Annotated in this window: 10 protein-coding genes and 2 pseudogenes; 2 read left to right on the top strand and 10 right to left on the bottom strand. The window is 56.8% G+C overall.

From position 1 onward, the window contains the following. Positions 1–70: 70 nt before the first annotated feature. The 6 genes and pseudogenes from HMPREF2847_RS08475 to HMPREF2847_RS08455 form a co-directional block, all read right to left on the bottom strand. On the bottom strand, positions 71–1,315 hold the full coding sequence (locus HMPREF2847_RS08475) for a dicarboxylate/amino acid:cation symporter (protein ID WP_070852132.1): 1,245 nt from the start codon (positions 1,313–1,315) through the stop codon (positions 71–73). A gap of 80 nt (positions 1,316–1,395) precedes the next feature. Further along, on the bottom strand, positions 1,396–2,799 hold the full coding sequence (gene brnQ, locus HMPREF2847_RS08470; RefSeq protein WP_070852131.1) for a branched-chain amino acid transport system II carrier protein: 1,404 nt from the start codon (positions 2,797–2,799) through the stop codon (positions 1,396–1,398). A gap of 466 nt (positions 2,800–3,265) precedes the next feature. Then, positions 3,266–4,957 carry a phosphoenolpyruvate--protein phosphotransferase gene (gene ptsP, locus HMPREF2847_RS08465; RefSeq protein ID WP_070852130.1) on the bottom strand — a complete coding sequence of 564 codons (1,692 nt, stop codon included), beginning with the start codon at positions 4,955–4,957 and terminating at the stop codon, positions 3,266–3,268. An 88-nt stretch (positions 4,958–5,045) separates the two neighbouring features. Next, complete coding sequence (locus tag HMPREF2847_RS11815; RefSeq protein ID WP_244262016.1) at positions 5,046–5,312, bottom strand: HPr family phosphocarrier protein; 267 nt, start codon at positions 5,310–5,312, stop codon at positions 5,046–5,048. Between the two features lie 177 nt (positions 5,313–5,489). Further along, positions 5,490–6,305 (bottom strand): annotated as a pseudogene (locus HMPREF2847_RS11810) (PRD domain-containing protein); the annotation flags it as partial. A 65-nt stretch (positions 6,306–6,370) separates the two neighbouring features. Next, the gene (locus HMPREF2847_RS08455) at positions 6,371–8,491 is read right to left on the bottom strand and encodes a glucose PTS transporter subunit IIA (protein ID WP_070852128.1); all 2,121 of its coding nucleotides are present in this window, start codon (positions 8,489–8,491) and stop codon (positions 6,371–6,373) included. 261 nt (positions 8,492–8,752) lie between these two features. Between HMPREF2847_RS08455 and HMPREF2847_RS08450 the strand changes: the two genes are divergently transcribed. Further along, positions 8,753–9,670: a 2-dehydropantoate 2-reductase gene (locus tag HMPREF2847_RS08450; RefSeq protein WP_070852127.1), complete on the top strand. Its 918-nt coding sequence runs from the start codon at positions 8,753–8,755 to the stop codon at positions 9,668–9,670. 52 nt (positions 9,671–9,722) lie between these two features. Next, a complete protein-coding gene (locus HMPREF2847_RS08445) occupies positions 9,723–10,340 on the top strand; it encodes a DNA-3-methyladenine glycosylase I (protein WP_070852126.1) in 618 nt (205 codons plus the stop codon). Positions 10,341–10,469: 129 nt separating this feature from the next. Here HMPREF2847_RS08445 and HMPREF2847_RS08440 read toward each other — a convergent pair whose 3' ends face one another. The 4 genes and pseudogenes from HMPREF2847_RS08440 to HMPREF2847_RS08425 form a co-directional block, all read right to left on the bottom strand. Further along, positions 10,470–11,129: an LGFP repeat-containing protein gene (locus HMPREF2847_RS08440; RefSeq protein WP_070852125.1), complete on the bottom strand. Its 660-nt coding sequence runs from the start codon at positions 11,127–11,129 to the stop codon at positions 10,470–10,472. A gap of 308 nt (positions 11,130–11,437) precedes the next feature. Next, a complete protein-coding gene (locus HMPREF2847_RS08435; RefSeq protein ID WP_070852124.1) occupies positions 11,438–11,728 on the bottom strand; it encodes a PspC domain-containing protein in 291 nt (96 codons plus the stop codon). A gap of 51 nt (positions 11,729–11,779) precedes the next feature. Continuing rightward, complete coding sequence (locus HMPREF2847_RS08430; protein ID WP_070833993.1) at positions 11,780–11,974, bottom strand: PspC domain-containing protein; 195 nt, start codon at positions 11,972–11,974, stop codon at positions 11,780–11,782. A gap of 173 nt (positions 11,975–12,147) precedes the next feature. Further along, positions 12,148–12,743, bottom strand: a pseudogene (locus HMPREF2847_RS08425) (type I glutamate--ammonia ligase); the annotation flags it as partial.

Genomic DNA, 12,743 nt, shown 5'->3' with positions numbered 1-12,743 from the left:
CTTGTGAAAGATTGCGACGGGGTTGACCGGTGGATGTTTTCTTTAATTTTTACATATGCACTGAAGCCAGTCAGGCCTCGGCTGCGGAAGATGCGGAATTGGCCTCTTCAGCGTCGAAGCTGAGCTCTTCGGAACGGTCGACGACATCATCCTTGGCGAAGCGGTTAACAATCATGGCAATTGCGCCGTCACCAGTGACATTACATGCGGTACCGAAGGAGTCGATGGCGATGTAGGCGGCAATCATCAAAGCGACCTGCTCCTGATCGAAGCCGAGCATGGACTGCAGCACACCGACCGCGGCCATAATTGCGCCACCCGGAACGCCCGGAGCCGCAATCATGGTGATACCCAAAGTGAGAATGAAGCCGATGGCCATACCCGGCGAAACCGGCTTGTCCGCCATGAACATCACCGCAAACGCGAACAGGATGATCTTCATCATCGAACCGGCCAGGTGAATGGTCGCGCACAGCGGCACGGTAAAGCCAGCGACCTTCTCCGAGACACCATTCTTCAGCGCGGCCTTGTAAGTCACCGGAATGGTGGCGGCCGAGGACGAGGTGCCGAGCGCGGTGGCGTAGGCCGGCAGCATGTTCTTCAGGGATTGCCACGGGCTGCGGCCAGCGATGGCACCCGCGATGGAGAACTGGATTGCCAACAGAAGCACGGTGCCGATGACTGCCAGAACGAGCACCTTGAAGAACATCGACAGCGTCGTGGTCAGGTTGCCGTTCATGCCCATAGACAGGAACATGCCGAAGATGTAAATCGGCAGCAGCGGGATGATAAACGCCGAGATGATCTTCATAATCACATCGCGCAGCTGTGTCGCACCGCGGTAGAGCGAGTCCGACTTCACGGTGGTCATCGCCACACCGACCGTGAAAGCCAGCAGCAGGGCGGTCATGACGTCAAACGGCGGTGGCATCTCTACATTGAAGAAGCTCTCCAGCGCGCCCTCATCAATATCCACCGATGCACCGGCCTGATCAGCGCCGAGCAGCCAAGGGTAGAGCCCCTGGGTAGCGGCGTAGGCCAATAGGCCCGAAAACACCGTCGAGCCGTAGGCAATAGCAGTGGTAATACCCAACCACTTTCCGGCACCACGGCCCAGGCTGGCAATCGCCGGCGTGATGAGGGCAAAAATCAGCACCGGAATAAAGAAGCCCAGAAAGTTACCAAAGAGGCCATTGAAAGTGACAAAAATTCGAGCCAGCCATTCCGGGAAGAAAAAGCTGCAGACAATGCCCAGAATAATCGCAACAATAACGCGGAATAGGAGCGTTTGCGTAAAACGCATTCGGGTACTCATAGTCAATCCTTGTTCGGATGGAATTTACTTCTCTAGCGTGCGGTATTTACGTTAAGCAACGCAAATGACCGGGTGTGGTTTTACGCCTTTTCGGCTACCTCTTCTGTAACGGCATCGTCGGCAAGCACACTCGCCGGGCGATTTGCGCGCTGCTTTCGCGTGACGACGTCAATTGCGTAACCAATCACCACCGCTGCCAGAGTCGGCAGGAACCATCCGAACTCGATGGTCTGACCAGGTACGAGACTAAGGAAGTCCGCCAAAGCAGAACCACCGACACCCAAACCGGAGAGTACTGAGATACCCGACCAGATGGTGGCAACCCAGACGCCCAGGCGGTAGGTGTAATACAGCTTGAAGGAGTAAGAAATGACTGGGTCGAGAAGTGTCAGTGCAATCAGCGTGATTGCCGGCGGGTAAATAAAGGTGATAATCGGCGCGGCAATCGCCAGTACTTGAGAAAGCCCCTGTGTTGCCATTACGAAGGACATAACCGTGAAGACAATCGCCCAGGCCTTGTAACTGATACCCGGAAGCAGCAGATTGAAGAACTCACTGGTTGCGGCAATCAGACCGACGGCTGTGGTCATGCATGCCAGCAGAACGATGAGACCGAAGACAATCTGACCGCCCTGACCCATGGCCTGTTTGGAAGCCTCTGCGAGGATGCCCGAGCCGTTATCGAAGGAGGCGGCATTCGGCAGCACCTGGCCGACATAGCCCAATCCCAAGTAGATGATGGCCAGCAAAATGCCGGCGAACAGGCCTGAAATCATTGTGCCGCGAACCATACGCTTGCCCTCTGGGACACCGCTGACGCGGAGGGCAGAAATGACAATGATGCCGAATGCAAGGCCGGCGATGGAGTCCATGGTGAGGTAGCCCTCGACTAGGCCGGAGGCAAATGGGGTAGAGGAGTACTTTTCAATTGGCGCAGCCGGAGTGGCATCGAATTTGAATGCCGACATTCCAACCAATACAACCAAGAGAATCAGCAGAGCCGGGGTGAGAATCTTGCCCAGTTTGGACACAATTTCATTCGGATTCCACGCCAATGCCAACGCGATACCGAAGAAAACAAAGTAGAAGGACGCAGCGGCGGCCAGCGAATCACTGCCGAAAATCGGCTGGACACCGGTTTCGTATGACACGGCACCGGTACGCGGCAGAGCGTAGAAAGCACCGATGGAAAGGTATGCGATTACCGGGAAGCTCAGGGAAAAGATGCGGCCCGCGCGGAACGCTAGGTCACGTAAATTGCTGCCTGAAATGGCGATCGCAATGATGGCCAGAACAGGCAACGCCACACCGGTGAGCAGGAAGCCGGTGATTGAGGGGCCAAAGTTGGTACCGGAATCCACTCCGAGCTTCGGCGGGAAGATGAGGTTGCCCGCGCCGAAGAACATCGAAAACAGCATGAGCGCTGTAACAACGATTATGGAAGCGAAAGACTTCGGGGACTCCACTCCGCTCGACTTGGTCATGAGAATTGTGTTCTTTCTAAATTAGTGTCGCCCATAAGGTCAAGGGCGATGCTGCATGCTGCTGTGGCGACGCCGTTGTCGCTGGTGCTGCGGTGGCGCAAACGCCCGTTGCAGCAGCACAATTGCAGTTCGTGTGCCCATGTAGATGACAGGCCACGATGCCGAAAAACTGACACTTTAATGTGAAATTGTGAATTGTCACGGGCTGGGTGGAGCCTGATGCGTGAATTAAGTTGCGGCTTGTATGAGCCGTCTTTATTTGAACTATTAAGGGGCTTCGACGGCGTTGGTGGTGCCGACGAAGGCACTCTATTTATCCTAATGGGGCGTTCGAAAGAGGGAAAATCAAGAAAATTCCCAGAAAGTTTGCTGCTCGTGATCGATCGATGCGCCAATAAAGAAAGAGCCTGGCACACACTTTTACGCTGACCGTGTGTGCGCCAGGCTCAGTAATAATTCCGTCGCTCTACAGCAGATCCTTCACCTTCGGATCCACCAGCGCGGTCACTGCGGCCTTCGCATCGGCCGCAGTCTCGGCATCGACAGCGTACGCTGCCATCTGCTGGCAGGTAGCACGGTCGTGGAGGCGGAGAGCGGCGCGGACGGCCGGTACCTTCTTGGAAGCCATGGACAGCGAGCTCACGCCGAGACCCACCAGGACCAGTGCCAGCAGCGGGTCACCGCCGGCTTCACCGCAGACACTAATGGGCTTGCCGGTAGCATTGCCGCCCTTGCATGCGGACTTAATCATTTGCAGTACCGCTGGTTGCCACGGGGAAAGCAGATCCGCCAGAGCCCCCTGCATGCGGTCGGCCGCCATAGTGTACTGCGACAAGTCGTTAGTACCAATGGAGGCAAAGTCCACGATGGACAGCAGCTGCTTCGCGCGAATTGCTGCTGCGGGGACCTCAATCATGATGCCGACCTTCGGCAGGCCACGCTCACGCGCCCTGTCCGCAAACCACTTTGTTTCTTCGACCGTTGCTATCATCGGAGCCATAACCCGCAGGTCAGCCTTGCGGCCGGTGGCATCAAACGCAGCTGCGAGTGCATCCAGCTGCGTATCCAGCAAATCTTCCCGAGCCTGCGACAGGCGCAGTCCGCGGCGACCCAGCGCCGGGTTTTCTTCCTCGCCTAGGTCGGCAAAGCTCAGCGGCTTATCCGCACCCGCATCCAGTGTGCGCACAACCACGCGTCGCTCACCGAATGCCTTCAGCACACGAGTGTAGGTTTCCGTTTGTTCTTCCAAACTCGGAGCCTTGTCGCGGTCGAGGAAAAGGAACTCAGTACGGAACAGGCCGGTGCCCTCATTATCCTGCGCTGCTGCAGACTCACCATCTTCCGCCGTACCAATGTTGGCCAGCAGATTCACAGGGTAACCATCAGCGGTTTTGCCTGCGCCCACAGACTGCGCCAGGGCGGCTTCCCGGCGACGAGCGCGCTCTTCCAACTCGGCGACCTCATCGGCGGTCGGATTCGCAATCACCTCACCGGCGCCACCGTCAATGGCGACAAAGGTACCGGCCTCAAGTTCCATGACGCCCTTCGCCTTAACGACGGCCGGAATGCCCAGCTGAGCTGCGAGGATAGCCGTGTGGCTGGTAGGCCCGCCACCAGCGGTGGCGATGCCTACGACCAACTCGGGATCAAGCCCCACGGTTTCGGCGGGAGCGAGATCGTCGGCAAGCAGAATAGTGGGGGTGGAGACATCCGGGACGCCCGGCTTTGGCAGGCCGCGCAGCTCGCAAATCGTGCGGTCGCGAACATCGTAGAGGTCGGTGACACGTTCAGCCATGTAGCCGCCGAGGCTTGCGAGGAGCTGCGCGTAGTCTTCAACGGCATCGTGAACTGCCTGGGTGACGCCGGAGCCCGCCTTGAGTTTCTTCACCACGGCCTTGGCGAGCGCCCTATCGGAAGCCAGTTGCGCAGTGGCCTCCAGAATCGGACGTGCCTGCGGGCTGGAATGCTCAGCTTGCTTCTTCAGCGACTCTGCGACGTTGGCCATCGCTGCGCGGACGCGCTCACCATCGGCGACAGGGTCGGTCGACGACGGCTCTTGGGTATCAACTCCCGGAGCGGGGAGTACCTTTACTACTTCAGCGCTGGCCGTACCGGTCGAGACACCGATGCCATAGATGACAGTGTGCTGCTCGTTCATTGCTTCCGATCTCCTTTTCGGGACCTCTGCGGGGAGACCCGTCGGTCGTGGTGTGCCGTGGTGTTATCCAGGAGTGTTGTAGCTGGGCTTACTCGGCATCCAGGTCGCGCTCGAGCATGGCAGCGAGCTCGTCCAGAGCTGCAGTTGCGGAGTCGTCCTCACAGCTCAGCGTGACTTCATCACCGTGCTTAGCGCCGAGGGTCATGACCTCCAGGATCGAAGCGGCATCGGCCTCTTCGTCATCGAGGGAAATGACAATGTCGTAGTCGTACTCAGCAGCAGCCTGAGTGAACAGGGAAGCCGGGCGAGCGTGCAGGCCTACGGAGGAACCGATGGTAGCGGTACGAGTAATCATGGTTGAATCCTTTCGGGTCGAGTGTGTCGAATTATCTGACTCAGGCACAGGGCCTGTACACCCCACCGCGGGTGCGCCGCCCGCTGGTGCTTGCTTAGCATCAACGTCGCGCACGCTCCGGGAAGCCCTGGAGGCGGTGGGAGATACAGCCGCTGCCTGCACAATGCGTGCAATGTGCAGGGTGAGGTAGGAAATTTCGTCTTCCGTTAGCCCCGACCCCAGACGCAGTTCAATGACTGCGGAGATGCGCTGTGCGCAACGATATGCCTCTGGGGAAGAGTCACGGATGGCCTGGCCAATAGCGGAGGAGTGGTCTTTCAACTGCTCATGCTTGGCAATCCGGACGAACAGGTAGCGCAGGTGCGTGATGAAGCGCCCCACATTGACAGTCTCTGGCTCCAGCGTGATGCCAAAATCACTTTCAATGATTGTTAGCAGCTGCTGCAGCACGCCCGTCATGGTGTAGGTGAAGCTCAGATCACCCGTGGCAAAACCGGCATTGACCAGATGCAACGTAATCGCCACCGCTTCTGAACGGGGCAGTGGCGCTATACGACGGTCATTGAGAGCGCGGTTGATATGCGACAAAATGGCCTGCGCCTGCGCGTACTCTTCACTATAAAGTTGGCTGACTTCCGCGAGCAGTGGGTAATCAGCTCGCTGCCCGTTAGCTGCCCTCATGATGGCGAAACCAATGTGATCGGCCAACGCCACAAGAAGGGAAGCGTTCTTTGTCATTGATTCCGGCAGACCGGCCGCGGTTACCGCATCGGTCACAAGAGTGATGTGGGCCAACGGAATCTCTGTGAGCATCGTGGCAATATGGTCCGGATCGCGGCCTTCCGCTGGGACAAAGATTCGAACAACTTTGCTCGAATCAACCGGCTGCCCCGGGCGGGCCTTGAACCCAATGCCGCGGCCGGTGATGATTTTCTCGCCGGTCGCGTCCTTGGCCAGGACCACGTTGTTATTGAATACTCTCAGGATTTCCATTTCGGTAACCGTGAACTCCTCGATAAGTTGAGGGATTTCAGGCCGGTATGCCTTCTAGAAATCAATTATGGCTGAACTTCGATGACCGTGTCGCCGGCCCGGACGGAGTTGCCGGTGAGCGGAGTGACCTTGGTCATCTTCTTGGTATTGGTGATGGTCATTAGCGTTGTGGTGGAGTATCCAGCTTCCTTGACCTTGTCGAAGTCGACCTCGGCGAGAACATCGCCGGCCTCGACTTGCTGCTTCTTGGCAACCTGGACATCGAAGCCCTCGCCGGCCATCTTGACCGTGTCGATACCGACATGGACGAGAACCTCCACACCGTCATCGGTCTTGATACCGAAGGCGTGACCGGTCTTGGCCACGGTCATCAGCGTGCCGGATACGGGTGCGACCACGGTGGAGCTGGTCGGTTTGATGCCGACCCCGTCACCGAGAGCACCGGAGGCGAAGACCGCGTCGCCGGCCTCGGCAAGAGTGATAACCTCACCGGAAACCGGGGCTTGCACCTGTGCGGGCTTGGTAGCAACGGAGGTTGCTACACCACCTGCGCCAGCGGCTGCAGCAGCAGGAGCTGCAGTCTCGACGCCGGAGCCGCTTTCGCCTGAAATTCCAGCGGGAGCGGAAGCGGAGTCACCTGAGGCAGTTTCCGGGGTGTCGTCGCGGGGCTCGTCGTCGAGCTCTGCGGCGCGTGCGGCCTCGGCCTCAGCCTTCTCTTCTGGCGTGCGGTAGTCGGTGAGAATGATGGCGAACATGGCAACGAAGAACGCCACAGCGATGGAGATCAAGTAGACCCAGATCGGCTTGAACACGACAGTGGTAATCAGAGAGGTAAAGACGAAGGCGTTGGTTGTCACGCCACCGTACGGGGCGGAGAGGATGGCGATCGTCAGACCGCCGGCGAAACAACCGAGCAGCATACGCGGGTAGATCCTCTTAAAGCGCAGGTGAATACCGTAGAGGGACGGCTCGGAAATACCGCCGAAAAGACCGGCAGCGAGTGCACCCGTTGCAGTTTGGCGCATCTGAGTGTCGTGGTCGCGCATGGAAAGAACCAGCACACCGGCAGTTGCGCCGAAGCAGGCGAAGTTCCAGGCCCCCATCGGGCCTTGGATGAAGTCGTAGCCGAGAGTCTGGATATTGACCAGCATCAGCGCATTCAGTGGCCAGTGCAGGCCAAGCGGTACGAGGAACGGGTAGAGCATCGGGATGAGAATTGCGAACACAAACGGTGCGTTCGAGTTCATCCATGCTAGGCCAGAGCCGATGCCGTTGCCCAACCAGATACCCAGTGGCCCGATGAGGAAAGCGGTCAGCGGAATCATAATCAACATGGAGATAAACGGCACGAAGACCATCTGCACATTCTCCGGGAAGACCTTCTTCAAACCGTGGTAGACCACTGCCAGGATGGCCACCATGATTAGTGGTACGAAGACCTGTCCGCCATAATCATTGAGCTGCATTGGCAGGCCGAAGATGTTGGCGGTGAAAGTTTCGGTGCCCAGTTCCTCGTTGACTGTCTTGATAGTGTCCGAGAAGCGCTCAGTATCCTGCAGACTCATAAACTCTGGCGTCATTAGTGCAGCCATGATAGCTGCGCCCAGCCACGGATCGACCCGCAGCTTCTTCGCTGCGTTGTAGGCGACCATGATTGGCAGGAAGTAGAAGACACTGCGCCACATGGCATCGACAAAAATCCAGGTGGCGGACTTATCTTCAGCGCGGAAGTCGACGATGTTCAGGCCGTCGAGAACTGCGGCAATCGCGATAATCAGCGATGCACCCAGCAGCACGCCCAGAATCGGGCGGAAGGAATCGGAGAGGTACTCGAAGAAGTTATCGAGCCACGAGTACTTACCGCGTGCCTTCGAGCGGGCTTCTGCCTTTACGTCTGCATCGGACTTAGTGGCAACTGCGCCTGTCCCCTTCATCTCTGGCAGGTGCTTAATTGCCGTGTACATCGACTCAACACCACCGCCACAGATGACCTGGTAGCGGTTATCGCCCTGGTGAACGACGCCGAGCACGCCCGGCACCTTGTCAATCTTGTCCTCGTTGATCTTGGAGACATCACCGAGTTCAAAACGCAGACGCGTCGCACAGTGCGTCATGCTTGTGATGTTTCCGGGTCCACCGAGGTTTTCAACTATTGCCCTCGCGCTGGAATCTCTTGACGACCCCATCGTGACCTTCCTTCACAGTAAACAGGGCCGTTAAACGCAAAAAGACCCGAGGCACCACAAACTGTGGGCCTCAGGTCTTGCCTCAAAAGAGTAACAACCCTGGGTTGATATCTATTAACTTCGACCCTACTCCGCTTTACATAGTTTTGACAAGGGAGTAATTCAAGCTCAAATTTCCCATTTGGGGATAGCCCGGATTGCCTGTGGGCAACCGCATGCAACCTACTCCGCGCTCAGTGCGGAAGTCGTAAGGTGGCAGCTATGAGGATTGGAGTTTTAGGTGTAGGAGCTGTCGGCGGTTGGTTCGGCGGTCGCCTCGTTGAAGCTGGTTACGATGTCGTCTTTCTCGCCCGCGGCGAGACCCTGACACGTCTTCGAGAGGTGGGGCTCACGCTTATCGACGAACAGGGGGAGCGCAGCATTATCCCCGTCAAGGCGGCTGATAACTGGGATGAACTCACCGCCGATGGCATCGATGTCGATGTTGTGCTTGCGGCGACCAAGGCGCTGCCGGGCAACGATCCCTTCCCGCAAGTTCCGGCCGGAGCGGCGGTGGTCACCACCCATAACTCGGTGGAAATCCCTTATTTGGCAGCGGGGCGCTTCGGCGAGGACAAGGTGTTCCCGGGCGTTATCCGCGGTTTCTTTATCCACACCGGCCCCGCGGAAGTCACTTTCCGTCCTGGGCCGATGAGTTTGAACATCGGCACATTTGATGGCTCCACCAATGGCCTAGTCGGGGAAGTTATCGAGGCGCTGCATGCAGCCGGACTGGGAGGCGAGCAACTGCCGGATATCTGGGTCGATATCTGGGCAAAGGCGATGTTCGTGGCCAACCTCGGTGCCCTGGGTGCCCTGGCTGATAGCCCGATTGGCTACCTGCGTGAGGAAATGCGTGACAGCTTGACTCGGATGTTTGAAGAAACCGAAGCAGTTGGTCGCGCCTGTGGTGTCGCGCTTCCGGACGATATCGTGCCACGAACCTTGGCCTTTGCTGATGCGCAGGGCTACGACAACACCTCGTCGATGCAGCGCGACTACACAGCAGGGCTTGCCAATGAGCTCGATGCCCAGATTGGCGCAATCCGCCGGATGGGGCAGAAGGTGTCAGTGGAAACACCGACACTGGATCTGGTGTATGGCGCTCTGGTTGGGCGTCAACAGAACCATAAGGATTAAGGGCTTTGGAGCTCAGTTAAATCAAACCGGAATTGGGGGATTGGAAAGACTGATGAAAATTGGATCGGACTACACGGAAAACAATGGGCTCATCATCGGTGAGGATGAATTGGCTCGACCGGCGTGGGCGGCTCACAGCGAGCTGCTGAGAGAATATTACGATACCGAGTGGGGGATGTCGGTGCGTGATGAGCAAGGACTATTCGAACGGCTCAGCCTGGAAGTATTTCAGGCGGGACTGTCGTGGGAGACAGTTCTGAAGAAGCGGCCCGCGTTTCAGCAAGCCTTCGCGAACTTCGACCCCGATGTGGTTGCCGATTTCGATGACGAAGATGTCGAAAGATTGATGAATGATGAACGGATCATTCGGAATCGCAGGAAGATTTCCGCAGTCATCAATAACGCTGCGGCGACTATTGCTCTGCGTGAGCACGGCGGCTTAGCCGAGCTGATGTGGTCGTTTAAACCGGAGAAGTCTCCGGAGCCACGTTCAATCGAAGAGGTTCCCAGCTTCTCCGAGGAGTCCAAGGCGCTTGCCAAGGCATTGAAGAAAGCCGGTTTTAAGTTCGTAGGCCCCACCACGGTCTTTGCATCAATGGCTGCCGTGGGGATTGTCGATATCAACATTGTTGGCGCACATCGGCGCGGTGCATCTGGCGTTTTTGACTAGGCGAGGGGGAAACTAGGCGAGGGGGAAACTAGGCGAGGGGGAAACTAGGTAAGTGGGGAATGCGACTAGCTAGGGAAAGAAAAAGAGCGTGCCACCCGGCACGCTCAAAATCTTTCGGTTCGTGTAGAACTACTTGTTCTCGTAGGAGTCGGAGTAGTTCTGGCCGTCCTCAGAGGTCCACTTCATGGTGTCCTTAGTGAACGGCTGCTCCCAGCCGTTTTCAATCTCGGACTCCGGAGCGGTCGGCAGACCAATCTCGTTTTCCAGTGCACCGTTGGCAACCCAAGTCTCGCGAATCTTACCAATCAGTGGCTGTGCACCGTTGGTATCCGGGGACTCAACGAAGGTGACATTCTCGTATTCAGCGGCAACTGCGTCGCCGGCCTTCTTAGCGGACTTGAACTCGCCAGCTTCAGTACCGTACGGGGAGGTGAAGGAAGAAGCTGCCTCGGTGATGGACTCAGGCAAGTCAGCTTCTGCCACATCCTCGCCAGCAGCGTCGCCCAGACCCAGACCGTTCATAGCCTCGTTAGCCTTGTCCTTAGCACCGTCAGCAGCGTCGCCAGCCTTATCCTTGGCGCCGTCAGCAGCGTCGTCAGCCTTATCCTTGGCGCCATTAGCAGCGTCGCCAGCCTTATCAGTGGCGTCGGTTGCTACCTGGCCAGCCTGATCCTTGGCGTTGTTAGCAGCATCCTGTGCATCATCGGAAGAACATGCAGCCAGGCCGCCGAGAAGAGCGGCGGAGCCGACGATTGCGGTAGCGATACGGGTCATCTTCTTGTTCTGCATTTCAAACCACTTTCTTGAGAGCTAACTAAGTTACCTATTCAATTATCGGCATCTTCCACTATTTGCCCGAATTAAATTCAAAGAGAAAATGACAATTCTTTTGAATATCAGGCATCGGAAGAGGGCGTGGCTTCAAAGCCGTACAGAAAGAACATTAGGTAATTCTGAGACTTGCGCAAGTCAAATGACGTGAATCTGTGCACTTTGTGCACTATTTGTTACCGATTTTGCGTGACTGCGAAATTGGAATAGTGCTGGTGAGGACGTTCTGGGTAACGGATAGGTATCAATCTTATTAAGCTTGACATTTATTGCTTATTTTCTTTCCCTGCGGGATTGGAGCCGCGGGCCTCGTCGTCAAGCGTGTACTCACCATCTGGTAGGACGAACCAGGCCAAGAGGTAAAGAGCGAGGAATCCAGCGCCAATCTTCCAGCCAAGCATCGATCCAACGCAGGGAAGGATGATGTAGACCATTCGTGTGAAAGTGATATCCCAACCTTGGCTTTTCGCAATTCCTGCGAGGACGCCACCGAGGAGGCGGTCATTACGCGAGCGGTAAATTTTCTTGGTGGATTTTTCGGGAGCGGCATCGCTCATTAGATAAATACTCCAAGGTATGGATATTTAAGTACTTCCGGTTGATTGCGCTTATGCGTAAGTTTCCTTCGGCATGATAATCCATGCTGCGAGGTAGAGAAGAAACTGCGGACCCGGCATCAGGAAAGACGCGACAAATATAACGCGCAGCAAAGTCGCATCCCAGTTGAAATACTCAGCGAACCCACCGAGCACACCGGCAACCATTTTGTTATTGGTGGAACGGGTCAGTGACTTGTTGTTCATACTTATCAAGGGTAGCCCTGATCCGTTTAGTTCGCAGTGGTGCTAGCTCTACTAAATGTTCACTAAATGTTCCGACTAAAACAGCATGCCTCAGCTAAAAACACCGCTACCCCAAGACGGTTAGGTGGGGTAGCGGTGTTGGGCGTCGTCAAGCGAGTTTTACTGGGCGAGTGCTAGCAGTCGTAGTAGAGCTCGAACTCCTGCGTTGTCGGGCGCAGACGTGCCGGCATAATCTCCTGCTCGAACTTGTAGCGGATGTGCGCGTCGATGAGGTCCTTTGTGAAGACATCACCGGCGAGCAGGAACTCGTGGTCCTCCTCCAGTGCATTAAGTGCACCCTCCAGCGAATGCGGGACGGTGGGAACGTGCTTGAGTTCCTCTGGTGGCAGCTCGTAGAGGTCCTTGTCAATCGGCTTGCCCGGCTCGATGCGGTTCTTGATGCCGTCGAGACCAGCCATCATTGCGGCGGTGAAAGCCAAGTACGGGTTGCCCGATGGGTCCGGAGCGCGGAATTCGATGCGCTTAGCCTTCGGGTTTGCGCCGGTAATCGGGATGCGGATGGCAGCCGAGCGGTTCTCCTGGCTGTAGACGAGGTTCACGGGAGCTTCGAATCCTGGAACCAGACGGTGGTAGCTGTTCATCGTCGGGTTGGTGAATGCCAGGACTGCACCGGCGTGCTTCAGGATGCCGCCGATGTAGTAGCGCGCCATGTCCGACAGACCACCGTAGCCGTTTTCATCGTGGAACAGCGGCTTGCCATCCTTCCACA

The organism is Corynebacterium sp. HMSC074C03 (assembly GCF_001838285.1).
Lineage (GTDB): Bacteria > Actinomycetota > Actinomycetes > Mycobacteriales > Mycobacteriaceae > Corynebacterium > Corynebacterium amycolatum.
Note: the sequence above shows the minus strand (reverse complement) of the source record. Positions and strands in the feature narration are given on the sequence as shown.

What these genes read in the sequence shown, in the direction of transcription:
- HMPREF2847_RS08450 (WP_070852127.1), top strand. Translation starts at nt 8,753, where the DNA reads ATGAGGATTGGAGTTTTAGGTGTAGGAGCTGTCGGCGGTTGGTTCGGC.
- brnQ (WP_070852131.1), bottom strand. Translation starts at nt 2,799, where the DNA reads ATGACCAAGTCGAGCGGAGTGGAGTCCCCGAAGTCTTTCGCTTCCATA.
- HMPREF2847_RS08435 (WP_070852124.1), bottom strand. Translation starts at nt 11,728, where the DNA reads ATGAGCGATGCCGCTCCCGAAAAATCCACCAAGAAAATTTACCGCTCG.
- HMPREF2847_RS08430 (WP_070833993.1), bottom strand. Translation starts at nt 11,974, where the DNA reads ATGAACAACAAGTCACTGACCCGTTCCACCAATAACAAAATGGTTGCC.
- HMPREF2847_RS11815 (WP_244262016.1), bottom strand. Translation starts at nt 5,312, where the DNA reads ATGATTACTCGTACCGCTACCATCGGTTCCTCCGTAGGCCTGCACGCT.
- HMPREF2847_RS08440 (WP_070852125.1), bottom strand. Translation starts at nt 11,129, where the DNA reads ATGCAGAACAAGAAGATGACCCGTATCGCTACCGCAATCGTCGGCTCC.
- HMPREF2847_RS08445 (WP_070852126.1), top strand. Translation starts at nt 9,723, where the DNA reads ATGAAAATTGGATCGGACTACACGGAAAACAATGGGCTCATCATCGGT.
- ptsP (WP_070852130.1), bottom strand. Translation starts at nt 4,957, where the DNA reads ATGAACGAGCAGCACACTGTCATCTATGGCATCGGTGTCTCGACCGGT.
- HMPREF2847_RS08475 (WP_070852132.1), bottom strand. Translation starts at nt 1,315, where the DNA reads ATGAGTACCCGAATGCGTTTTACGCAAACGCTCCTATTCCGCGTTATT.
- HMPREF2847_RS08455 (WP_070852128.1), bottom strand. Translation starts at nt 8,491, where the DNA reads ATGGGGTCGTCAAGAGATTCCAGCGCGAGGGCAATAGTTGAAAACCTC.